Here is a 24,385-nt window from a genome sequence, read left to right on the forward strand (position 1 = left end):
GTCCCCGATAGTTCTTTGGAACTAGGCCCGCCTGCGCGCTCCTAGTTCTTCCGCCTTGTCCGAGCGTACGGCTGGCGGATGTGCGGCGCGGCCCTCGCGCGGGACCATGGATGCCATAGCCCCCACGAGGAAAACAAAATGGCAAACACAGCGCCCACCGCACAGGGCGACCCCCGCAAGAGCACCAGCACAGGCACACGCCACGACCGCCAGGCCTGGTCGGTCCTGGCCGTCAGCACCCTGGCCTTCACGGTCTGCTTCATGGTCTGGATGATGTTCGGCATCATCGGCATCCCCATCAAGAAGATGCTGGATCTGAACGCCACGCAGTTCGGCCTGCTCACGGCCATGCCCGTGCTCACGGGCTCGCTGGTGCGCGTGCCGCTGGGCATCTGGACCGACCGCTTCGGCGGGCGCATCGTGATGGCGGTGCTGATGGCCGTCACCGTGCCCGCGATCTGGGTGATGGGCTATGCCACCGAGTACTGGCACTTCCTGACCATCGGCCTGTTCGTGGGCCTGGCGGGCGGCTCGTTCTCGGTGGGCACGCCCTATGTGGCACGCTGGTTTCCCAAGGAGCGCCAGGGCATGGCCATGGGCATCTATGGCGCGGGCAACTCGGGCGCGGCGGTCAACAAGTTCGTGGCGCCGGTGATCCTGGTGGCCTTCGGCTGGGCCGCCGTGCCGCATGCCTATGCGGCCATCATGCTGGGCGCGCTGGTGCTGTTCTGGCTGTTCAGCCACAGCGACCCGGCCCACCTGGTGCCCAGCAACGTGCGCTTCAGCGACCAGTTGAAGGCGCTCAAGGATCCGCGCGTGCTCAAGTACTGCCAGTACTACAGCATCGTCTTCGGCGGCTATGTGGCGCTGAGCCTGTGGATGGTGCAGTACTACGTGGGCGAGTACGGCCTGGACATCCGCGTGGCGGCGCTGCTGGCGGCCTGCTTTTCGCTGCCGGGCGGCGTGCTGCGCGCCATCGGCGGCTGGCTGTCGGACAAGTACGGCGCGCACAGCGTGACCTGGTGGGTGCTCTGGGTGTGCTGGATCTGCCTGTTCCTGCTGTCCTATCCGCAGACGGATTTCACGGTGCTCACCACCGAGGGCAGCACCCGCTTTCACCTGGGCCTGAACGTCTATGCCTTCACCGCGCTGATGTTCGTGCTGGGCATTGCCATGGCCTTCGGCAAGGCCAGCGTCTTCAAGTACATCAGCGACGACTACCCCGGAAACATCGGCGCCATCAGCGGCATCGTGGGCCTGGCCGGCGGCATGGGCGGCTTCATCCTGCCCATCCTGTTCGGCGTGCTGCTGGACTGGACGGGCATCCGCTCCAGCGCCTTCATGCTGCTGTACGGCGTGGTCTGGGTGTCGCTGATCTGGATGTATTTCACCGAGGTGCGCCGCACCGACGTGCTCAACAGCCACGGCGGCCACAGCGATGTGCAGCCGGCCGCGCGCTGAACCGCAGGAGTTGCACATGCATGCGAACACCAAGTCCGCCGCAAAGGCATCCGCGCGCAGCCGCCCCGGCAGCGTGCTGACCCTCTGGCGCCCCGAGGACAAACAGTTCTGGGAGCGCGAGGGCGAGGCCATCGCCAGGATCAATCTCTGGATCTCGGTGCCCGCCCTGTTCCTGGCCTTTGCCATCTGGCAGGTCTGGAGCGTGGTGGCCGTGAACCTGCCCGCGCTGGGCTTCACCTACTCCACCAACCAGCTGTTCTGGCTGGCGGCCGCACCCGCGCTGTCGGGCGCCACGCTGCGCATCTTCTATTCCTTCATGGTGCCGCTGATGGGCGGGCGCCGCTGGACGGCGCTGTCCACGGCCTCGCTGCTGATTCCGGCCATCGGCATCGGCTACGCCGTGCAGGATGCCAGCACCGGCTATCCGACCATGCTGATCCTGGCCCTGCTGTGCGGCCTGGGCGGGGGCAACTTCAGCTCCAGCATGGCCAACATCAGCTTCTTCTTTCCCAAGGAGCGCAAGGGCTCGGCCCTGGGCGTGAACGCGGGCCTGGGCAACCTGGGCGTGTCGGTGGTGCAGTTCCTGAGCCCGCTGGTGATCACGGCCGGCATCTTCGGCGTCTTCGGCGGCGATGCGCAGACCATCACCAAGGCCGGCGAGACCACCCGGGTCTGGGCGCAGAACGCGGCCTTCATCTGGGTGCCGTGGATCGCCATCGCCTCGCTGGCCGCCTGGTTCGGCATGAACGACATCGCCGATGCCAAGGCCAGCTTCGCGGCCCAGGCCGCCATCTTCCGGCGCAAGCACAACTGGGTGATGTGCCTGCTGTACCTGGGCACCTTCGGCTCGTTCATCGGCTTTGCCGCCGGCTTTCCGCTGCTGATCAAGAGCCAGTTCCCGGCGGTCAACCCGCTGGCCTATGCCTGGCTGGGCCCGCTGCTGGGCGCGCTGTCGCGGCCCTTTGGCGGCTGGCTGGCCGACAAGGCGGGCGGCGCGCGCGTGACGTTCTGGAACTTCCTCGTCATGGCCGTGGCCGTGGTGGGCGTGCTGTATTTCCTGCCCAAGGGCAGCGGCGGCTACGCGCTGGGCTTCGGCCCCGCCGAGGGCAGCTTCATGGGCTTCTTCCTGATGTTCCTGGTGCTGTTCCTGACCACGGGCATCGGCAACGGATCGACCTTCAGCATGATCCCGGCGATTTTCCTGGCGCTCAAGCAGCGCGAGCTCGGCGCCCATCCCAGCGAGGAAGCGCAGGCCCATGCCCTCAAGGAGGGCAATACCGAAGGCGCGGCCGCCCTGGGCTTTGCGGGCGCGCTGGGAGCCTACGGCGGCTTCTTCATCCCCAAGAGCTACGGCAGCTCCATCGCCGCCACGGGCGGGCCCGAGCTGGCGCTGTGGGTGTTTGCCGCCTTCTATGTGCTGTGCGTGGGCGTGACCTGGTGGTACTACGCGCGCAGTAACGCCGAGATGCCCTGCTGAGACCCGGGCCGCAGGCACTACTGCGCCGAACAGCAGCGCACCGCAACGAACAACAAGGAGTCCCGCGATGAGCCATTTTCTGGACAAGCTTTCCTACTTCTCCCTGCCCCGGCAGGAATTCTCCAACGGCCATGGCCAGGTGACGGGCGAGGACCGCACCTGGGAAGACGCCTACCGCGACCGCTGGGCGCATGACAAGGTGGTGCGCTCCACGCACGGCGTGAACTGCACGGGCTCGTGCTCGTGGAAGATCTACGTCAAGGGCGGCATCGTGACCTGGGAGACCCAGCAGACCGACTACCCGCGCACGCGCGCCGACCTGCCCAACCACGAGCCGCGCGGCTGCGCGCGCGGCGCCAGCTACAGCTGGTACCTGTACAGCGCCAACCGCGTCAAATACCCCATGGTGCGCGGCCGGCTGCTCAAGCACTGGCGCGCTGCCCTGGCCGTGGCCAGGAGCCCGGTCGATGCCTGGGCCGCCATCGTCGAGAACGCGGATGCGCGCAGCGAGTGGCAAAAGCAGCGCGGCCTGGGCGGCTTCGTGCGCAGCAGCTGGGACGAGGTCAACCGCATGATCGCGGCGGCCAACGTCTACACCATCAAGAAGCACGGGCCGGACCGCATCATCGGCTTCTCGCCGATTCCGGCCATGTCCATGATCTCGTATGCCGCAGGCAGCCGCTACCTGAGCCTGATCGGCGGCGTGTGCATGAGCTTCTACGACTGGTACTGCGACCTGCCGCCGGCCAGCCCCCAGACCTGGGGCGAGCAGACCGACGTGCCAGAGAGCGCGGACTGGTACAACTCCAACTTCATCATCGCCTGGGGCTCCAACGTGCCCCAGACGCGCACCCCCGACGCCCACTTCTTCACCGAGGTCCGCTACAAGGGCGCCAAGGTCGTGGCCGTCACGCCCGACTACTCCGAGGTCGCCAAGCTGGCCGACCTGTGGATGCACCCCAAGCAGGGCACGGATGCCGCCGTGGCCATGGCCATGGGCCACGTCATCCTCAAGGAGTTCTACTTCGGCGAGCGCGGCCGCCCGGACTATTTCGAGGACTATGCGCGCCGCTACACCGACCTGCCGCTGCTGATCCGCCTCAAGCGCCAGCAACTGCCCGACGGCCGCACGGCCCTGGTGCCCGAGCGCTATGTGCGCGCCAGCGACTTCGACGGCCACCTGGGCCAGGACAGCAACCCCGAGTGGAAGACCGTGGCCTACGGCGAGGACGGCGGCGTGGCCCTGCCCAACGGCTCCATCGGCTTTCGCTGGGGCGAGGCCGGCCGCGCCGACGAGGGCCTGTGGAACCTCGAATCCAAGGAGGCGCGCACGGGCAACGACGTGCAGCTCAAGCTCTCGGTGCTGGACGGCCAGGGCGTGGACAGTGAAGTGGCCGACGTGGCCTTCCCCTACTTCGGCGGCCTGCAGTCGCCGGGCTTCGACGCCAACGAGCAGGGCACTGATGTGCTGCTGCGCCGCGTGCCCGTCTCGCGCATGGTGCTGGACGGCGAGGAGGCCATGGTGGCCACCGTGTTCGACCTGCTGGCGGGCAACTACGGCATCCACCGTGGCCTGGAGGGTGAGGTCACCGAGGGCGCTGATGGCGGCTATGACGCCGATGCGCCCTACACCCCGGCCTGGCAGGAAAAGATCACCGGCGTGCCGCGTGACCAGGTGATCGCCATTGCGCGCCAGTTCGCCGACAACGCCGAGAAGACGCGCGGCAAGTCCATGGTCATCATCGGCGCGGCCATGAACCACTGGTACCACTGCGACATGAACTACCGCGGCATCATCAACATGCTGATGCTGTGCGGCTGCATAGGCCAGAGCGGCGGCGGCTGGGCGCACTACGTGGGCCAGGAAAAGCTGCGCCCGCAGACCGGCTGGACCGCGCTGGCCTTTGCGCTGGACTGGCTGCGCCCGCCGCGCCAGATGAACTCCACCAGCTTCTTCTACGCCCACACCGACCAGTGGCGCTACGAGAAGCTGGGTGTGGAAGAGGTGCTGTCCCCGCTGGCCGACCGCAGCCAGTACGGCGGCGCCATGATCGACTACAACGTGCGCGCCGAGCGAATGGGCTGGCTGCCCAGCGCACCGCAGCTGCAGGCCAACCCGCTGCAGCTGGTGCGCGACGCCCAGGCCCAGGGCCTGGACGTGAAGGACCACGTGGTGCAGTCCCTGCAGGACGGCTCGCTGTCCATGAGCTGCGAGGACCCCGACCACCCGGCCAACTGGCCGCGCAACATGTTCGTGTGGCGCTCCAACATCCTGGGCAGCTCGGGCAAGGGCCATGAGTACTTCCTCAAGCACCTGCTGGGCACCACCCATGGCGTGCAAGGAAAAGACCTTGGAGAACAAGACCCCCCCGATGCGCTGCGCGCCTCCCCCCAGGGGGCGGCCGGCTTGGGGCGGCCCGGCGCCGGCCATTCGGCCAAGCCGCAGGAAGTGCGCTGGCACGACAAGGCGCCCGAAGGCAAGCTGGACCTGCTGGTCACGCTGGACTTCCGCATGAGCACCACCTGCCTGTACTCGGACATCGTCCTGCCCACGGCCACCTGGTATGAGAAGAACGACCTCAACACCAGCGACATGCACCCCTTCATCCATCCGCTGTCGGCGGCCGTGGACCCGGCATGGCAGGCCAGGAGCGACTGGGAGATCTACAAGGGCTTCGCCAAGTCCTTCAGCGAGGTCTGCGTGGGCCACCTGGGCGTGGAAAAGGATGTGGTGCTGACGCCGCTGATGCACGACACCCCCGCCGAGCTGGCCCAGCCCGATGGCGTGCGCGACTGGAAGAAGGGCGAGTGCGCCCTGATCCCCGGCAAGACCGCGCCGCAGATTGCCGTGGTCGAGCGCGACTATCCCAACCTCTACAAGCGCTTCACGGCCCTGGGCCCGCTGATGGACAGGCTGGGCAACGGCGGCAAGGGCATCGGCTGGAACACCGAGACCGAGGTGGAGCAGCTGGGCGAGCTCAACGGCCTGGTGCGCGAGGAAGGCGTGAGCCAGGGCCGCCCGCGCATCGTCACCGACATCGACGCCACCGAGGTGGTGATGATGCTGGCGCCCGAGACCAACGGCCACGTGGCCGTCAAGGCCTGGGAGGCGCTGTCGAAGCAGACGGGGCGCGAGCACGCCCACCTGGCCCTGCACCGCGAGGACGAGAAGATCCGCTTTCGCGACATCCAGGCCCAGCCGCGCAAGATCATCAGCTCGCCCACCTGGTCGGGCCTGGAAAGCGAGAAGGTCAGCTACAACGCCTGCTACACCAACGTGCATGAGCTGATCCCATGGCGCACCCTCACCGGCCGCCAGCAGTTCTACCAGGACCATCCGTGGATGCGCGACTTCGGCGAAGGCTTCGTCAGCTACCGCCCGCCCGTGCACATGAAGGCGCTGCAGGAAGTGCAGGGCCAAAAGCCCAATGGCCACCCCGAGATCGCGCTGAACTTCATCACGCCGCACCAGAAGTGGGGCATCCACTCCACCTATGGCGACAACCTGATGATGCTCACGCTGGCGCGTGGCGGCCCCATCGTCTGGCTCAGCGAGGACGACGCCAAGAGCGCCGGCATCGCCGACAACGACTGGGTGGAGCTGTACAACGCCAACGGCGCCATCGCGGCGCGGGCCGTGGTCAGCCAGCGCGTCAAGCCGGGCATGGTGATGATGTACCACGCGCAGGAGAAGACCATCAACACGCCGGGCTCGGAGATCACCGGCACACGCGGCGGCATCCACAACTCGGTCACGCGCATCGTGCTCAAGCCCACCCACATGATCGGCGGCTACGCGCAGTACAGCTACGGCTTCAACTACTACGGAACCATCGGCACCAACCGCGACGAGTTCGTCCTGGTCCGAAAGATGCGCCGCATCGACTGGCTGGATGACGAAGCTCCGGCCGGCGCAGCTGCCCATGCCTGAACAATAAGGAGAAACACGATGAAAATCCGCGCACAGATCGGCATGGTGCTGAACCTGGACAAGTGCATCGGCTGCCACACCTGCTCCGTCACCTGCAAGAACGTCTGGACCAGCCGCCCGGGCGTCGAATACGCCTGGTTCAACAACGTCGAGACCAAGCCCGGCATCGGCTACCCGCGCGAGTGGGAAAACCAGGCCAAGTGGAACGGCGGCTGGATGCGCCGCACGGACGGCTCCATCGCGCCCCGCCAGGGCGGCAAGTGGAGCCTGTTGATGCGCATCTTCGCCAACCCCAACCTGCCCCAGATCGACGACTACTACGAACCCTTCACCTACGACTACGAGCACCTGCAGTCGGCCAGGGAAAGCAAGGCCGCGCCCACGGCGCGCGCGCGCAGCCTGATCTCGGGCCAGCGCATGGAGAAGATCGAATGGGGTCCGAACTGGGAGGAAATCCTGGGCGGCGAATTCAGCAAGCGCAGCCATGACGTGAACTTCGAGCAGATCCAGAAGGACATCTACGGCCAGTTCGAGAACACCTTCATGATGTACCTGCCGCGCCTGTGCGAGCACTGCCTGAACCCGGCCTGCGTGGCGTCCTGCCCCTCGGGCTCGATCTACAAGCGCGAGGAGGACGGCATCGTCCTCATCGACCAGGACAAGTGCCGCGGCTGGCGCATGTGCGTCTCGGGCTGCCCCTACAAGAAGATCTACTACAACTGGCAAAGCGGCAAGGCCGAGAAATGCATCTTCTGCTACCCGCGCATCGAGGCCGGCCAGCCCACCGTCTGCTCCGAAACCTGCGTGGGCCGCATCCGCTACCTGGGCGTGCTGCTGTACGACGCCGACCGCATCGAGGAGGCGGCCAGCGTGGAGCGCGACCGCGACCTCTACCAGGCGCAGCTGGACATCTTCCTGGACCCCAATGATCCCGAGGTCATCCGCCAGGCCCGCATCGACGGCATCCCCGACGCCTGGATCGAGGCCGCCCAGTCCAGCCCCGTCTACAAGATGGCCGTGGACTGGAAGGTGGCCCTGCCGCTGCACCCCGAGTACCGTACCCTGCCCATGGTCTGGTATGTGCCGCCGCTGTCGCCCATCACCTCGGCGGCGAACGCCGGGCATCTCGACAGTGTCGGCCGCAGCCCCATCAATGGCGACCTGCCCGATGTCTCGCAGCTGCGCATCCCCGTGCAGTACCTGGCCAACCTGCTCACCGCCGGCGACACCACGCCCGTGGTGCGCGCGCTGGAGCGCATGCTGGCCATGCGCGCGTACCAGCGCAGCAAGCACGTGGACCAGGAACAGAACCTGGCCGTGCTCCAGTACGCGGGACTGACGGTGGACGAGGTCGAGGACATGTACCAGACCATGGCGATCGCCAACTACGAGGACCGCTTCGTCATCCCCTCGGCCCACCGCGAATACGCCGAAAGCGCGTTCGATTTGCGCGGCGGCTGCGGCTTCTCGTTCGGCAACGGCTGCTCCGACGGCAGCACCGACGCCAGCCTGTTCGGCGGCAAGAAGCCGCGCACCATCCCCATCCGCGCGCAAATGTGAGGACTGCCGCCATGTTCAATCACAACACCTCCACCCCCGTGCGCCTGACGCTGCGCGCGCTGGCCTGCCTCATCGGCTACCCGGGCGCCGAGCTGCGCGCCCTGCTGCCGGGCCTGATCGACGCCCTGCGCCTGGAGCAATCCGTGGCGCCCGCGCGGCTGCGCGAGTTGCAGCAGCTGGCCGAGCAGCTGCAGGCCATGGACCCCTTCGAGGCCGAGGCCCGCTACGTGGACACCTTCGACCGGGGCCACCAGACCTCGCTGCATCTGTTCGAGCATGTGCACGGCGACTCGGCCGACCGGGGCCCGGCGCTGATCGACCTGCAGCAGACCTACGAGCGCGCGGGCCTGGCCTTCGATGCCGACGAACTGCCCGACCACCTGGCCGTGGTGCTGGAGTTCGCCTCCACCCAGCCGCCGGCCATCGCACGTGAATTCCTGGGCGAGATGGCCCACATCCTCAACGCCCTGTTCACGGCGCTGGCGCGGCGCGCCAGCCCCTATGCCAGCGTGATCGCGGCCGTGCTGGAGATCACCGGCCACAGGGCCGAGCGCGTGGAAATCCGCCCCGAGCCCGCCATGGACGAGGCCTGGGCCGAACCCGCCGCCTTCGACGGCTGCAGCAGCCAGGGCAAATCCCGTCCCGGCGCCGAGCAGCCCGTGCATTTCGTGCGCCGCACGGCGGCGCCCCAAGCCCAAGGACCCCGCCAAAGGAGCCTGACATGACCCCCTCCTGGATAGACCACCTGCTCTTCGGCCTCTACCCCTACATCTGCCTGGCCGTGTTCTTCATCGGCAGCTGGCTGCGCTTCGACCGCGACCAGTACACCTGGAAGAGCGATTCATCGCAGCTGCTGCGCAGCGGCAGCCTGCGCTGGGGCAGCAACCTGTTCCACATCGGCGTGCTGTTCCTGTTCTTCGGCCATACCGTGGGCATGCTCACGCCGCACTTCGTCTACGAGCCCTTCATGGCCGCAGGCGCCAAGCAGCTGCTGGCCATGGTCAGCGGCGGCATCGCGGGCACGCTGGGCTTCATCGGCCTCACCATCTTGCTGCACCGCCGGCTGTCGGACGTGCGCATCCGCGCCAACTCCAGGTTCAGCGACATCGCCATCCTCTGGCTGCTGTGGCTGCAGCTGCTGCTGGGCCTGGCCACCATTCCGCTGTCGGCAAAGCACATGGACGGCTCCATGATGATGGCCCTGGCCGAATGGGCGCAGCGCATCGTCACCTTCCGTGGCGGCGCGGCCGAACTGCTGGCCGAGGCCGGCTGGGTGTTCAAGGCCCACATGTTCCTGGGCATGAGCATCTTCCTGGTCTTCCCGTTCACGCGCCTGGTCCACGTCTGGAGCGGCTTCGGCACCCTGGTCTACCTGCTGCGCCCCTACCAGCTGGTGCGCTCGCGCCGCCTGGGCCTGCCCGCATCGTCGGCACGCCGTGACGCCAAGCCCGGCCATTGAGGAGATCGACATGGAACATGGATGCAACGGATCGGGCGGCGGCCACTGCGGCTGCGCGTCTTCATCCCCTTCTTCTTCTACTTCTTCTGCCCCGATGGGGGATCTTCCGGCGATTCCCGAAGTGCCGGCCTTCCAGCCCGTGGGCGAGGCCGGTGCCGAGGTGGCCCGCATCAACAACACGCCGCTGCACGCACCCGGACAGCGCCCGCCCGAGCGCGAACTGCGCCAGCGCGCCTGCACCGAGCTGCTGCGCCAGGCGGCCCAGCGCGAAGGCCTGCTGGGCGCCGATGATGCGGCCGGCGACGACGGCGTCATCAGCGAGCGCGCCTCCCAGGCCATAGAACAGCTGCTGGAGCAATCGCTGCACCTGCCCGAGCCCGGCGAGGACGCCTGCCGCCGCCACTTCGATGCCAACCCCGCGCGCTTCGCCCAGGGCGAGCGCGTGCGGCTGCGCCACGTGCTGTTTGCCGTCACGCCCGGCGTGGACGTGCGCGCCCTCACCCAGCGGGCCGAGGCTCTGCTGATCGAGCTGCGCTGCGCCGACGACGGCGGCCTGCGCTTTGCCGAGGCCGCGCGCCAATGGTCCAACTGCCCCAGCGGCCAGCACGGCGGCGAACTGGGCTGGCTGGGCCGCAGCGACTGCGCACCCGAATTCGCGCGCGATGTCTTTGCCTCCCAGGAAATCGGCGTGCTGCCGCGCCTGGTGCACAGCCGCTTCGGCCTGCACGTGGTCGAGGTCTGCGCGCGCGAGGCGGGCGTTCTGCCCGACTGGCAGCAGGCGCGCCCGGCCGTCGCCCAGGCCCTGCACCAGCAGACCTGGGTGAGCGCGCTCCACCAGTACCTGCAACTGCTGGCCGGCCAGTCCGAAGTGGTGGGCGTGCGCATCGCTGCGGCCGACTCGCCGCTGGTGCAATAGCAGGGGGAAGTGCCCATGCCCGACGACGAACTGCTGCTGCGCCTGCGGCGCTTCCACGAGCACGCCTTCCCGCAGTACCGCGCGCAGTTCCGCACCCTGGTTGAAGAGGGCCAGCACCCGACCACGCTGTTCATCGGCTGCTCGGACTCGCGCCTCGTGCCCTACCTGCTCACGGGGGCGCCGCCGGGCGAGCTGTTCCTGGTGCGCAACGTGGGCGCCTTCGTGCCGCCGTATGACGGATCGCACGGCCACCACGGCACGGCGGCGGCCATTGAATTCGCCGTGCTCAACCTGCAGGTCAGCCGCATCGTGGTCTGCGGCCACAGCCACTGCGGGGCCATCAAGGCCCTGTATGGAGAAGTCTCGCCCGAGGCGCGCAACCTGCAGCGCTGGCTGGACCTGGGCCGCGAGGCCGTGCTGCCCGTGCAGGCCGGCCCCGAGGCGCTGCGCCGCACCGAGCAGCGCGCCGTCGTGCTGCAGCTCGAACGGTTGATGGACTATCCCATGGTGCGATCGCGGGTAGAGGCCGGGCAGCTCAGCCTGCACGGATGGCACTATGTCATCGAAGACGGCGAAGTCCATGTCTTCGATGTCCAGACCGGCCGCTTTGTTGCGGCATCTCAAGCTCCGCACAGCGGCACCGGGCCGTACCCGCCCTACGTGGAGCATGATGGACAAGTGCTTGTCGACTGAGGCCCGAGCAAGTGCCAGGGACGGCGGCAGGCAAGTCAACACGGGAGCCATGCCAATGCATCGCGAAAACCTGGGCCGCGCGCAGGACGCGGCGGATCTGCAGCCCATCAGCCTCGATGTGCTGCGCGAGAAATACCTCAAGAACGGCGAGACCGGCGTGGGCGAGCTCTACGCCCGCGTGGCCCGCGCCCTGGCCTCGGTCGAGCCCGAGGCGCGCCGCGCCGAATGCGAGGCCCTGTTCCTGGCCAACCTGCAGGCCGGCGCCATAGGCGCGGGGCGCATCATGAGCGCGGCCGGCACCGACCTGCAGGCCACGCTGATCAACTGCTTCGTGCAGCCTGTGGGCGACTGCATCCAGGGCGTGGACGACGGCGGCTACCCCGGCATCTACGAAGCCCTGCGCGAAGCCGCCGAAACCATGCGCCGCGGCGGCGGCGTGGGCTACGACTTCTCGCGCATCCGCCCCCGCGGCGCCGAGGTGCGCGCCACCGCCTCGCTGGCCTCGGGCCCGTGCAGCTACATCAACGTCTTCGACCAGTCCTGCGCCACCGTGGAAAGCGCGGGCGCGCGGCGCGGCGCCCAGATGGGCGTGCTGCGCATCGACCACCCCGACGTGCTCGAATTCATCACCGCCAAGCGCACGCCGGGCCGCTGGAACAACTTCAACGTCTCGGTCGGCGTCAGCGACGCCTTCATGCAGGCCGTGGCCGAAGACCAGCCCTGGCACCTGGTGCACCGCGCCCGCCCCGGCACCGCCCTGCTGGAGCAGGGTGCCCACCAGCGCGCCGACGGCCAGTGGGTCTACCAGACCCTGCCCGCCCGCACGCTGTGGGACACCATCATGCGCTCGGCCTACGACTTCGCCGAGCCCGGCATCCTCTTCCTGGACCACATCAACGACGACAACAACCTGCGCTACTGCGAGGAGATCGCGGCGACGAATCCTTGCGTCACGGCAGATACCTGGGTGCTCACCGAGTCGGGACCAGCCCAGGTTGCAGACCTCGTCGGAAAGACATTTGGCGCCGTGGTCGACGGCCAGGTTTACGCCACCGAAAGTGCGGGCTTCTTTGCCACCGGCCGCAAGCCGGTGCTGCGGCTGACCACACGCGAGGGCCAGGTGCTGCGCCTGACCGCAGACCATCTGGTGCGGCGTGTCGCTCGCCGCACGCGCTATGCGTTGCAGGCTGAATGGACTCCGGCTGCCCAACTGCAGGCAGGCGATGAGGTACTGCTGCACAACCACCGTGCGCTTCAAGGCTGGGATGGGCAGGGCACCGAGGCCGAAGGCTACCTGTTGGGCCTGCTGATAGGCGATGGAACCCTCAAGGCCGACAAGGCCGTGATCAGCGTATGGGCGCCCGAGCTGCGCCAGGTCGCAGGCAACGCCGGCAGTGCTGTGGCCTATGCCGCCACGGGCGCGGCAGGCATCATGCAGGCCGCCGAGGCTGCAGCAGCCAGCTTGCGCCACCGCGCGGATTTCCGTGGATTCCAGCGGCCAGTGGCGGGACGTGGCGAGGCGCGCATGGCCAGTGCCGCATTGCGCGATCTGGCGCTTGGCATGGGGATGGAGCCAGGGCGCAAGTGCATCACCAAGTCCATGGAAGCGGCCTCTTCTGCATTTTCCGCAGGGCTGCTGCGCGGCCTGTTTGATGCCGATGGATCGGTCCAGGGCACACAGGACAAGGGCGTGAGCCTGCGCCTGTCCCAGAGCGATTCTGAGTTGCTGCGTACCGTGCAGCGCATGCTGCTGCGCCAGGGCATGGCTTCGACGATTTATGAGAACCGTCGGCCAGCCCAACTGCGCGCCATGCCCGACGGCAAAGGCGGCCAGCGCGACTATGCAACCCAGGCACAGCATGAACTGGTCATCAGCGGCGACAACCTTGGCATCTTCGCCGACCGCATAGGCCTTGCGGACACCGACAAGGCCGAACGGCTGGAGCAGGCCCTGGCCCAGTACCTGCGCACCCCGAACCGTGAGCGCTTCACTGCCACCGTCCAGGCGTTGGAGAGCGACGGCGAGGAAATGGTCTATGACGTCACGGTGGCGGACTGCCACGCCTTCGACGCCAATGGCCTATATGTGCACAACTGCGGCGAACAGCCGCTTCCCTCCTACGGCTGCTGCGACCTCGGCCCCGTCATCCTCACGCGTTTCGTGCGTCATCCGTTCGGCTTCGCCGGCGAGCCTGTGTTCGACTTCGAGGCCTTCGAGCGCGCCGTGGCCGTGCAGGTGCGTGCGCTGGACAACGTGCTGGAGCTGACCTGGTGGCCGCTGCCGCAGCAGCGCGAGGAAAGCGAGGCCAAGCGGCGCATCGGCGTGGGCTTCACGGGCATGGGCAATGCGCTGGCCATGCTGCGCCTGCGCTACGACGCGCCCGAGGGCCGGGCCATGGCCGCGCGCATTGCCGAGCGCATGCGCGATGCGGCCTACGGCGCCTCGGTGGAGCTGGCGCGCGAGAAGGGGGCCTTCCCCAAGTTCGACGCCGATGGCTACCTGGCCGAAGGCACCTTCGCCAGCCGCCTGCCCGATGCGCTGCGCCAGCGCATACGCCAGCACGGCATACGCAACAGCCACCTGCTGTCCATCGCGCCCACGGGCACGGTCAGCCTGGCCTTTGCCGACAACGCCTCCAACGGCATAGAGCCGCCGTTCTCCTGGACCTACAAGCGCAAGAAACGCACGGCCGATGGTGGCAGCGCCGAGTACGCGGTCGAGGACCATGCCTGGCGCCTGTACCGCTCGCTGGGCGGCGACGTGCAGCAGCTGCCCGACTACTTCGTCAGCGCGCTGCAGATGCCTGCGGCCGGCCACATCGCCATGATGCAGGCCGTGCAACCCTTCGTGGACACGGCGATCTCCAAGACCGTCAACGTGGCCGCCGACTATCCCTATGAGGACTTCAAGGACCTGTACCGCCAGGCCTGGAAGGCCGGCCTCAAAGGCCTGGCCACCTACCGGCCCAACACCATCCTGGGCGCCGTGCTCGAAACCCATGCGCCCGAATCTGCTGAAAAGCCGGCCTCCCCCGCGCCGGCAGGAGCAGCGGCTTCCGCACCCGACCCGCTGCGCACCGTGATAGAAAGCCGCCCGCAGGGCGCGCTGGACGCCGTGGCCGAGAAGATCGAGTACTGGACCCAGCAAGGCCCCAAGCGCCTGTACCTGGTCGTCTCCTTCCTGCCCGTGGTCCTGCCCGATGGCCGCACGGTGGACCGCGCCATCGAATTCTTCATGCCCGTGGGCCAGAGCGGCGAATCCCAGCAATGGGTGACCTCCAGCATGCGCCTGCTGTCACTGGCCGCGCGCGGCGGCTTCCTGGAGCGCGCCCTCAGCGACATGCGCAAGGTGGCCTGGGATCGGGGCCCCGTGCGCCTGGGCACCCACCAGCGCGACGACGGCACGCGCGTGCCCATGTGGCACGACTCCGAGGTGGCCGCCATCGCCTATGCGGTGCAGAACATCCTGGCCCGGCGCGGCAGCGGCGCGCCGCCCGCGCCATCGCCGCTGCCCGAGCCCGAAGCTCTGGCCACCGACCCCATGGTCATGGCCGGCCGCAAATGCGAGGAATGCGGCGCCCATGCCGTGATCCGCAAGGACGGCTGCGAGTACTGCACGGCCTGCGGCCATCTGGGGAGTTGCGGGTGAAGGGCAGTTCGCTGTGGTTTTCAAAAAATGGCGTTCAGTAGTTTTGCTGTGTTCAGCAATTGCTGAATGCAGCCATTTCATTGAAATCCGGTTGAAATTTTCACCAAAAGTGCTATTTTCAGCGAATGTTGAAAACTGCTGATCCAGTGAATATCGAGCAACGCGCCGTGGATGCGCTGCGTGCAGCCTTGGGAGAAGCGCCCGGGCTCACGGTGCTCGGTATCGAGGCCGGCAACGATATCCAGGACGTGTCGGTGGACCTGGTCTGCCATGTCGATTTCGGGGGCGACGCCACGTTCTTGTGGGCGAAGTAGAGTCAAGCGGGCAGCCCCGGTATGTGCCGAAGGCGTTGCTGCAGCTCAAAACGTACGTTGGCAGACAGCAGGGCTCGGACTTGGTCACGCCTGTTTTCATCGCGCCCTATCTCTCCGAAGACGCCCGCGCGCTGTGCACGGAAAACGGGGTCGGCTACCTTGACTTCGAGGGAAACGCGCGCATCGTGTTTCCCGGCTTCTTCATGATGCGCACTGTGGAAGGCAAGCCGCCAGCGGAGCGGCGACAGTTGCGCTCGCTGTTCAAGCCCAAGTCCGCTTCGGTGCTTCGTACCATGCTGCGAGATCCATCGAAAAGTTGGCGGGTAGCGGATTTGGCCGAGGCATCGCTTGTCAGCGTCGGACATGTCAGCAATGTGCGCAATAGCCTGCTGGACAGGGGATGGGCTGAAGTGTCCGAAGACGGGGTCTTCCTCTCCAATCCCGACGGGCTGCTTGATGCATGGCGCGACGACTATGCGCCCCCTGGCGCGGACCGCCGAGCTTTCTACACGACCCTGCATGGGGCCTTGTTCGAGGACGCGGTTCGGAAGTTGGGACCGACATTGGCGGATGACGGGCTCGCCATTCTTTCCTCGTTCTCGGCGGCCAACTGGCTGGCGCCCTATGCACGCACCGGGACGCATTACTTCTATGCCGACGAAGAAGGGGCAGACCGACTGCGCCAGTTCCTGAGTCTTTCGCCAGCAGGCCGGGGTGAGAACGTGGTGGTCACCGTCCTTGACGACCTTGCCCTGTTCAATGACTCGGTCGAAGCAGCAGGCGGTATTCATTGCACGAGTCCAGTCCAGACCTATCTGGATCTGTACGTGTCGGGTGAGCGTGGCCGCGAAGCGGCTGAGCATCTGCGTCGGGAAAGGCTGCAATGGCAGGGATGACCGCTGGCGAGCCTCAATCCGCAAATGACTACGACGACCGTACGACGACGGCCGTCAAATCCGTCCTGATCGAGATCGGCCAAATCCTGGGCAGCTACAAAGGCAGGTATGCCGTCGTGGGTGGTGCGGTGCCTTGGCTGCTCCTGAATCAGAATGACATGCGCCATGTGGGGACGCTGGACGTCGATCTGAGCCTGGATGCCGCAGCATTGGGGGCGGCGAGTATGCCCACCTCATAGAGTCACTGAAAAGTCATGGTTACGAGCAGCGCGAGAGCCTGCGGCGCTTTCAACTCGTGCGGCAGATCGATGCCCGCGATGGAGGCCCGCTGATCGACGTCATCGTGGACTTTCTGAGGCCGCGAGACGCTGTGACCGTGAAGAACGATCCACCGCTGGTGGACAACTTTGCTGTGCAGCGGGCCAGCGGCGCCGAGTTGGCGCTGAGATTCTGCGAGTTCATTCCGATCTCTGGAGCGATGCCCAACGGCGGGACGAACCGGGTCGAGGTGGCCGTCTGCTCCATTCCGGCACTGCTGGCAATGAAAGGTCATGCAATCCATGGCCGCTACAAGCACAAGGACGCCTACGACATCTACTACTGCGTCCGTAACTACCCTGGCGGCATTGACGCGCTGGCTGCAGCCTGCCGGCCATTGCTTGATCACCCGGAGGGTCTCGCCGGATACCGATTCATTGCCGGGAAGTTTGATTCTCCCGATGGATTCGGACCCACCTGCGTCCGGCAGTTCGTTGAGGAAAGCAGGACGCTGGGGGAACGCTCTGCGGACCAGTGGCAGCTTGACGCCTTTGGACAGGTACATGCATGGTTGCGCGCGCTAGGTCTATGAGCAAGACGCCTGCAGGCACCGTTCGTTCAGTGCCCGCTTGCGGCTTATGGTGAGCAATGGAAGCCAAGAGTTTTTCATCCAAGGACTTGCATATGCAGCTGATGAGTCAACGTCCGCAGGGCGATGCCGTGCCCGGCTGGCGCGCGCCCGGCACGGGCTTCGACCAGCCCTTCGAAATGCTCGAAGCCTGCCACGAGCGCGTGCTGCGCATGCTGGCGCTGCTGGCCCGGCTGCGCGTGCATCTCCAGACCAAAGGTTGCGACGACAGCGCACGCCAGGCGGCGCGCGACATCCTGCGCTACTTCGATCAGGCGGCGCCGCTGCACCATGAGGACGAGGAGCTGCATGTCTTCCCGCCGCTGCTGGAGCAGGGCGATGCGCAGACCGTGGCCCTGGTGCTGCGCCTGCAGCGCGAGCACGGCCTGATGAGCGCCGACTGGGCGCTGGCGCGCCAGCCGCTGCTGGACATGGCCGAGGGGCGGTCCCAGGGCTTTGGCGCGGCTGACGAGTCGGTGTTCGAACGCTTCGCGGCCTGCTATGCCAGCCATGTCGAGAATGAAGAGCGGCTGGCCTACCCGCAGGCGCGCGGCCTGCTGCCAGAGGCAACGCAGGCGGCCATGGGCCGTGAGATGGCCGTGCGGCGCGGCGCTGACCTGTCACGGAGATAGCGCCGCCGGCAGCGCGCGGGAGCCGGCGCGGCGATACTCGCAGGCTTTGGACCTGCCCCTGCCTCGCCTGCCATGCCCGAGCGCCGCCACATTTTCCTGCTTCGCATCGCACTGACCCTGCTGGGCGCCTTTGCCGCCGCCCAGCTGTGCCTGTGGCTGCGTACGCCGCTGCCCTGGATGCTGGGGCCGCTGATCGCCACTTCGCTGGCCTCCATCCTGGGCGCGCCCACGGCCAGCGCGGGCCGGCTGCGCAACGGCGGGCAGTGGATCATCGGCGCCTCGCTGGGCCTGTATTTCACGCCGGCCGTGGTGCAGTTGATCGCGGGGCTGTGGTGGGCGATTGCCGTGGCCATCGTCTGGGCGCTGCTGCTGGGCTGGGGCTTCGGCGCCTGGCTGTACCGCGTGCATGCGCCGCGTATGCCGCAGATACCGGCTGGCGAGATGCGCGCCACCACCTACTTCGCGGGCGCCATTGGCGCGGCCTCTGAAATGACGCTGCTGGCCGAGCGCGAGAACGCGCGCACCGACCTGGTGGCGGCCAGCCACAGCCTGCGCCTGGTCATCGTCACCGTGAGCATTCCGTTTGCGCTGCAGTGGAGCGGCCTGCATGGGCTGGAGGGGCTGACGCCGCCCAGCATCCGCATCGTCGAATGGCCGGGGCTGGCGCTGCTGGCCGTGCTCACGGGACTGGGCGCCTGGGCCATGGACCGGCTCAAGCGGGCCAACCCCTGGTTCCTGGGCGCGCTGCTGGTGTCCATGCTGCTGACCATGTGCGGCCAGGAACTGTCGGCCGTGCCCCAGGCCCTGGTCAATGCGGCGCAGCTGGTGATCGGCATCAGCCTGGGCGTGCGCTTCAAGCGCGAATTCCTGCACACCGCGCCGCGCTGGCTGGGTTCCGTGGCCGTGGGCACCGTGGGGCTCATGGCGATCTGCGCGGGCTTTGCCTGGCTGCTGCACCTGGCCGTGGACTTGCCCTGGGTCACGCTGCTGCTGGGCACCTCGCCGGGCGGCATCACCGAGATGGCCATCACCGCCAAGGTGCTGCAGCTGGGCGTGCCCGTGGTCACGGCCTTCCAGGTCTGCCGGCTGATCGCCGTGCTGCTGCTGGTGGCGCCGCTGTTCCGCTGGGTGGAGGCGCGCGGGCCGGCCGCGTCGCGCACGGCCTAGGGCCCACCTCACCACAGCCCACTGTCGCTGGTAGACACCGCAATCGCCCCACCGGCCAGCGCCTGCTGGACCTGCTCCTGGCTGCAGACGAAGCCCGAGGCCACCAGGGGCGGCAGGATGCGGCGCTCGGCCTCGGTGATGTGGGCCAGCATGGGGGCGGGCATGATCTGCACGAGGTTGGGGTCGCTCTGCTCCACGGCCTTGATGCTGCGCGGCCAGGTGGAGCGGTCGGTGACGAAGACCTTTTGCATGGTCAGCAGCCCGGCCTTGTTGGCGCGCTGGATGGTGGCCACGCGCGTGGACAGCAGGCTGCTGGCGCCCAGGTCCACAAGGTAGTCCACGCCGCCCTTGTCGGGCGAGATGCCGTCGCAGCTGTCGATGTTGACGATGGCGATCTTGCCCGCCCCGGTGATGGTGGAGATCACAGAGCGCAGGCGGCGCAGTTCGATGTTGGCGACGATGGCGACTTCGGCCTGGCTGGCCAGCAGCGCGTCCATCTGCTCGGCCCCGTACAGGGTGGCGATGACGGGGCGGCGCGCCAGCCGCGCGCCCAGGGAGTTGTCCGGGCGGCCCATGTCAGAGGTCCAGCCCCAGCTTGCCGGGGTTGAGCAGGTTCTTGGGGTCCAGCATGCGCTTGGTGGCCTCCAGCAGGGCAAAGGCCGGGCCCAGCGATTGCCGCATGTAGGGCGCGCGCAGCAGGCCCACGCCGTGGTGGTGGCTGAGCGTGGCGCCGTGGCGCAGCAGCACGGCGTTGGCCGCGTCCCAGGCCGCGCGGTACCACTGGGCGCGCTGGTCCACGGCCACCTCGCCGCGCAGCGAAAAGTACAGGCAGGCGCCATCCACATAGGCATGCGACTGGTGGGCCGAGCCGGCCAGGGTGCCGGGGATGGCCTGCAGGGCGGCGACCACTTCCTCGTAGATGGCCGGCAGGTCTTTCCAGGGGCCGCACATCTCCAGCGTGTCGGCGACGAAGCCCGGGCCTTTCTTGAAGCCCTCGGCGCTCTTGCCGGTCAGGTAGCGCGTGTCCAGCCAGCGCTCCAGGGTGGCGGCGCCGTCCAGCCGTTCACCCAAGGGTGCACACACACGTTCGCAGATGGCCATGACGGCATCGACGATCTCGGGCGCGCCTTCGTCGGCGATCAGCAGCACGTTGAGGTCGCTGCGGCCGAATTGCACGCCGCTTTCCAGCGCGTCATACAGCCGCAGCGCGGCGGGGTTGGCGCCTTGCTGCAGGATCTGGCGGCAGGCCTCCAGGCCCTGGGCAAAGCTGGCGAAGCCATAGGCGATGGCGCGGCCGTGTTCGGGCAGGCGGTGCAGCTTGAAGCGGATGCGCACGATCACGCCCAGCGTGCCTTCCGAGCCGATGAACAGCTGCTGCAGGTCCGGGCCGATGGCCGCGCGCGCGTAGCCGCCCACGGTGACCAGGCGGCCATCTGCCAGCACCACGTCCATGCCGTGGACCATGTCCTCGATCTTTCCGTAGCGCGTGGACAGCTGGCCCGCGCCCCGGCAGGCCACCCAGCCGCCCACGGTGCTGATGCCGAAGGACGAGGGCCAGTGGCCCATGGTCATGCCGTGGCGGCGCTGGATGGTTTCCTCGAACACGTCGCCGAACATGCCGGCCTCGACCTCGACGATCTGGCTTTGCTCGTCCATGGCGATGAAGCGATTGAGTTCGCACAGGTCCAGCACGATGCCGCCGCGCAGGGGCAGGGCCGCGCCCGTGACGTTGCTGCGCCCGGCCGAGACGGTGACGGGAATGGCGTGCGAATCGGCAATGCGCATCACGGCCTGCACCTGCTCCACGGTGGATGCATGGGCGATGACGGCCTGCGGCGTGGCCGGGTGGCCCGAGGTCTCGGCCACCATGGTGCGGGCCCACCAGTCGCGCGTGCCGGCGACGATGTCGGCGCGCTCGGTCTGCACGCGGTCGCAGGCGGCGCGCAGCGCGGCGAGCGCGGCCTCGGGCACGGCCACGGGTTCGTGCTGCAGGCCGCAGGCAGGACCTTCGGAGGCAGGGCGGTCGGCTGCGGGTGCGGCCTGCGCCGCCCAGCCCGGTGTCGTGGGGGCGCCCACCACGTAGTTGCGGCGGTTGTAGCCGCGGGCGATTGCGTCTTTGCTCAGCATTGGATGTCTCCCATCAAAATCTGTTTTTCGCGCTCCACGGCGCGGCGGTAGTCGTGGACCTGTTGCGCGACCTGCGCGGGTGTCAGTCCCAGTTCATCGGCCAGGATGTCGCCCACGCGCTGCGCGGCGTGGGCCGAGGCATCGCGCGCCATGAGGCGGGCGCGCAGGCGGCGCGAGAGCACGTCGTCCACGCTGGCCGCCATTTCGTGGCGCACGGCGTAGAGGACTTCGGCCTCTGTATGGGGCAGGCCCTGCACGATGGGCCGGGCCAGTTCGGGGCGTGCGGCCAGCAGGTCGCTGACGAAGCGCGCCTCCGTGCCATAGCGCTCGCCCAGGTGGGCCGAGAGGCCGCCCGTGGCCGTGATGGCCTGGGCGTCGTAACCAGCCGCGCCCAGCACAAAGGCCGAGGTGGTGGTGCAGCGCGTGCGCCGGCCCAGCAGTTTCTCGACGGCGTCCACGGTCTGCTCGGCCATGTGGCGCGAGGTGGTGAGCTTTCCGCCCACGATGGTGACCAGGCCGTCGGCCGCCACATGGATTTCGTGGTTGCGCTTCATCTCCACGGTCTTGCCGCCGGGCGGGCCAACCAGGGGGCGGCAGCCTGCGATGGAGCCGACCACGTCCTCGGGCGAGAGGTCCACCTTGAGCGCCGATCGGGCGCCCTCGAGCAGGAAGTCCAGCTCGGTGCGCGTGCAGTGCACATCGTCCAGGCCGCCTGCGTAGTCCTCGTCGGTGGTGCCCAGGTAGGAGACATCGCCCCAGCGCGTGATGGTGGCGCGCCGGCTGCGGCCCGGCACGGGGATGGTGACGGTGCAGTCGTTGCGTATGCGCAGCCAGGGAATGGCCACGTGCACGCCCTTGGCGGGGCGCACGTGCAGCCGGGGCTCCTGGCCGGGCTTGCGGCCATCCCAGTCGCGCAGCCACACGCCCGTGGCCATGACCACGCTGCGCGCGCGCACCGTGATCTCGCGGCCATCGGCCTGGACGATGGCGCCATCCACGCGGCCGTGGGCGTTGCGCGTGACGGCGGTGGCCTGGCAGTGGTTGAGCACGGCCGCGCCATGGAAGGCCGCGGTGCGCGCCACGGCCAGCGTGAGCCGCGCATCGTCCACGCGCGCGTCGAAGTACATGTAGCCGCCCAGGAGCTGCTCTTCGCGAAAGCTCGGGCAGTGCGACAGCACCTCGGCCTTGCCGAGCTTGCGGTGCAGGATGCCTTCGCGCCAGCCGCCGGCCAGGTCATAGGTCCACAGCAGGCTGCCGAAGGCCTTGGCCAGGCGGGCGTCGAAGACGCCGTCGCGCTCCATCACGGGAAACAGGAAGGGCAGGCGCTGCACCAGATGCCGCGCATTGCGGCGCAGGCGCTGGCGCTCCAGCAGCGAGTGTCGCACCAGTCCCAGGTTGCCCTGCTCGATGTAGCGCAGGCCGCCGTGCACCATCTTGGAGGACTTGGACGAGGTGCCCGAGGCGAAGTCGTCCTTCTCCACCAGCGCCACGCGCAGGCCGCGCAGGCTGGCGTCCAGCGCTGCATAGGCGCCGGTGATGCCGCCGCCGATGACCAGCAGGTCGAAGGCCTCGTCACCCAGCCGCGCCAGCTGGTCCGCGCGCTGCAGCTGCAGCGGCGCGGTCTGGGTCAGTGCGGCGCTGTCCCTGCGTTCCTTGCCAAAGGGCCATTGCATCATGCGCAGCCCTCCAGGGCGGCGCTGCGCCCGGGGGCTCGGGCGCGGGCCAGTTCGTCGCCCACGCGGGCGCGCCAGATGCGGCGGCGCTCGCCGCGTTCGTCGGCCGCCATGCGCGGGGTGAAGACCGCTTCGGTGCGCAGCGTGGCGCAGGCCTGCTCCAGCCCGTCCCACAGCAGGCCCGCGCTGCCGGCCATGAAGGCGATGCCGCGCAGGCTGGCCTTGTCGGTATCGGCCAGGCGTCGCACGGGCAGGCCGCCCAGGTCGGCCTGGATCTGCAGCAGCACATCGCTGCCCGACAGTCCTCCGCCCACCAGCAGCTCGCCCACCTCGGTGCCCGAGGCCGCCTCGTCCGCCTGCACGCAGGAGGCCACGGAATGCGCAATGCCTTCGAGGATGGAGCGCGCCAGCTGCGGCCGCGAGGTGGCCATGGACACGCCCGAGATCGAGGCCCGCGCGCCCGGCTCCATGGCGGGCAGGCGCAGGCCGGTGAGCGCGGGGATGAAGACCAGGTCGGCCGGCGTCTCGGCCTCGCGGGCCAGGGTGCTGATCTGCTGCGGGTTGTCGAACCACTGCAGCTTCTCGCAGATCCAGTTGAGCGCCGAGCCCGTGGTGGGCACATAGGTCTCGATGGCATAGCGCGAGACACCGCCCATGCGCCGCGCGGTCATGGTCAGCGAGCTTTCATGGGCCGCGTCATGCGCGGGCAGCTTTGTTCCCGTGAGCACATCGACGAAGCTGCCCGTGCCATGCACGCACAGCGCCTGGCCCCGCTCCAGGCAGCCCAGGCCCACGGCGGCCGCATGCTGGTCGCCCGCGCAGGCCAGGATGGGCACGGCCAGGCCCAGCAGCTCGGTGCGCGTGCGGCCGAAGTCCTGCACGTCCTCGCACAGGCGGGGCAGCAGCTCGGCGGGAAACTCCAGCGCGTCCAGCCAGTCCTGCAGATAACGGTGATCGCCCAATGCATAGGCGTTGCCCGAGGTCACATTGGTGGGCGTGGTGACCACGGCGCGCGCATCCGACAGATGCCACAGCAGCCAGGAGTCGATGGTGCCGAAGGCCAGGCGGCGCTGCTGCCAGGCACGGGCCACGGCCGCATCCTCACGCAGCTTGCGCGCGGCCCACAGGTAGGGCGAACGCACGCCCACGGGCCGGCCCGCGTGGCGGATCAGCCGGGCATCCCAGTCGCCGGCCAGCAGGGCCAGTTCGTCGCGGTGGCGCGAGTCCTGCCAGACCATGATGGGGGCCAGCGACCGGCCCGTGACAGTATCCCAGAGCACGGCCGAGCAGCGCTGGTTGGCAATGGCCAGGGCCACGATCTGCTGGCCGCTGCCCTGGGCGCGGGCGATGGCGCGGCGGCACACGTCCAGCGTGCGCTCCAGCAGCAGGTCGGCGTCCTGCTCGACCACGCCGGGGCGCGGGCAGTGGATTTCCAGCGGCAGATAGTCCTGGGCGGACACCTGCCCGTCGCGTCCCACGACGGCGGCGCGCGTGCCCGAGGTGCCTTCGTCTATGCAAAGGATCACGGCTTCATGGTGCATGGG

17 protein-coding genes and 1 pseudogene are annotated in these 24,385 nt (G+C 68.2%); 14 read left to right on the forward strand and 4 right to left on the reverse strand.

Translation table 11 applies throughout. The features are described from left to right. Positions 1-138 precede the first annotated feature (138 nt). The 14 genes and pseudogenes from BO996_RS05715 to BO996_RS05780 all read left to right on the forward strand — a co-directional run bounded on the left by BO996_RS05715 (position 139) and on the right by BO996_RS05780 (position 19,041). On the forward strand, positions 139-1,461 hold the full coding sequence (locus BO996_RS05715; RefSeq protein ID WP_012203038.1) for an MFS transporter: 1,323 nt from the start codon (positions 139-141) through the stop codon (positions 1,459-1,461). A gap of 16 nt (positions 1,462-1,477) precedes the next feature. Then, on the forward strand, positions 1,478-2,938 hold the full coding sequence (locus BO996_RS05720; protein WP_071954233.1) for an MFS transporter: 1,461 nt from the start codon (positions 1,478-1,480) through the stop codon (positions 2,936-2,938). Positions 2,939-3,005: 67 nt separating this feature from the next. Further along, entirely contained in the window at positions 3,006-6,869 is a 3,864-nt protein-coding gene (locus tag BO996_RS05725) for a nitrate reductase subunit alpha (protein ID WP_071954234.1), read from the forward strand. 18 nt (positions 6,870-6,887) lie between these two features. Next, complete coding sequence (gene narH / locus BO996_RS05730; RefSeq protein WP_012203041.1) at positions 6,888-8,429, forward strand: nitrate reductase subunit beta; 1,542 nt, start codon at positions 6,888-6,890, stop codon at positions 8,427-8,429. An 11-nt stretch (positions 8,430-8,440) separates the two neighbouring features. Then, positions 8,441-9,154, forward strand: coding sequence for a nitrate reductase molybdenum cofactor assembly chaperone (gene narJ / locus BO996_RS05735; RefSeq protein ID WP_071954235.1), 714 nt, complete (start codon positions 8,441-8,443; stop codon positions 9,152-9,154). Continuing rightward, positions 9,151-9,888 carry a respiratory nitrate reductase subunit gamma gene (gene narI, locus BO996_RS05740; RefSeq protein ID WP_071954236.1) on the forward strand — a complete coding sequence of 246 codons (738 nt, stop codon included), beginning with the start codon at positions 9,151-9,153 and terminating at the stop codon, positions 9,886-9,888. Before narJ ends, narI begins: the two co-directional genes overlap by 4 nt. Before the next feature lie 94 nt (positions 9,889-9,982). Continuing rightward, the gene (locus BO996_RS05745) at positions 9,983-10,804 is read left to right on the forward strand and encodes a peptidylprolyl isomerase (RefSeq protein WP_017405246.1); all 822 of its coding nucleotides are present in this window, start codon (positions 9,983-9,985) and stop codon (positions 10,802-10,804) included. Positions 10,805-10,819: 15 nt separating this feature from the next. Continuing rightward, on the forward strand, positions 10,820-11,497 hold the full coding sequence (locus BO996_RS05750; RefSeq protein WP_034390039.1) for a carbonic anhydrase: 678 nt from the start codon (positions 10,820-10,822) through the stop codon (positions 11,495-11,497). Between the two features lie 55 nt (positions 11,498-11,552). Next, positions 11,553-15,146, forward strand: coding sequence for an LAGLIDADG family homing endonuclease (locus BO996_RS05755; RefSeq protein ID WP_071954237.1), 3,594 nt, complete (start codon positions 11,553-11,555; stop codon positions 15,144-15,146). 146 nt (positions 15,147-15,292) lie between these two features. Continuing rightward, the gene (locus BO996_RS29925; protein WP_269667645.1) at positions 15,293-15,460 is read left to right on the forward strand and encodes a hypothetical protein; all 168 of its coding nucleotides are present in this window, start codon (positions 15,293-15,295) and stop codon (positions 15,458-15,460) included. A gap of 80 nt (positions 15,461-15,540) precedes the next feature. Beyond that, positions 15,541-16,356 (forward strand): type IV toxin-antitoxin system AbiEi family antitoxin, encoded by an 816-nt coding sequence (locus tag BO996_RS05765; protein WP_269667646.1) that lies wholly within the window; start codon positions 15,541-15,543, stop codon positions 16,354-16,356. Next, positions 16,344-17,206: pseudogene (locus BO996_RS05770) on the forward strand (nucleotidyl transferase AbiEii/AbiGii toxin family protein). Before BO996_RS05765 ends, BO996_RS05770 begins: the two are co-directional and overlap by 13 nt. Positions 17,207-17,307: 101 nt before the next feature. Beyond that, a complete protein-coding gene (locus BO996_RS05775) occupies positions 17,308-17,874 on the forward strand; it encodes a hemerythrin domain-containing protein (RefSeq protein WP_071957035.1) in 567 nt (188 codons plus the stop codon). Positions 17,875-17,946: 72 nt separating this feature from the next. After that, entirely contained in the window at positions 17,947-19,041 is a 1,095-nt protein-coding gene (locus tag BO996_RS05780; protein ID WP_034390043.1) for an AbrB family transcriptional regulator, read from the forward strand. 8 nt (positions 19,042-19,049) lie between these two features. Here the strand turns inward: BO996_RS05780 and BO996_RS05785 are convergent, their stop codons facing one another. From BO996_RS05785 to BO996_RS05800, 4 genes are read right to left on the reverse strand one after another with little or no spacing between them, the layout of a single operon-like run. After that, positions 19,050-19,616 (reverse strand): glycerol-3-phosphate responsive antiterminator, encoded by a 567-nt coding sequence (locus BO996_RS05785; protein WP_012203049.1) that lies wholly within the window; start codon positions 19,614-19,616, stop codon positions 19,050-19,052. 1 nt (position 19,617) lies between these two features. Next, entirely contained in the window at positions 19,618-21,168 is a 1,551-nt protein-coding gene (locus BO996_RS05790) for an FAD-binding oxidoreductase (RefSeq protein ID WP_071954240.1), read from the reverse strand. After that, positions 21,162-22,844, reverse strand: coding sequence for a glycerol-3-phosphate dehydrogenase/oxidase (locus BO996_RS05795; protein WP_071954241.1), 1,683 nt, complete (start codon positions 22,842-22,844; stop codon positions 21,162-21,164). The genes BO996_RS05790 and BO996_RS05795 overlap by 7 nt, the downstream gene beginning before the upstream one ends. Then, a complete protein-coding gene (locus BO996_RS05800; RefSeq protein ID WP_071954242.1) occupies positions 22,841-24,382 on the reverse strand; it encodes an FGGY family carbohydrate kinase in 1,542 nt (513 codons plus the stop codon). Before BO996_RS05800 ends, BO996_RS05795 begins: the two co-directional genes overlap by 4 nt. Positions 24,383-24,385: the final 3 nt, after the last annotated feature.

The organism is Delftia sp. HK171 (assembly GCF_001886655.1).
Classification (GTDB): Bacteria; Pseudomonadota; Gammaproteobacteria; order Burkholderiales; family Burkholderiaceae_C; genus Comamonas; species Comamonas acidovorans.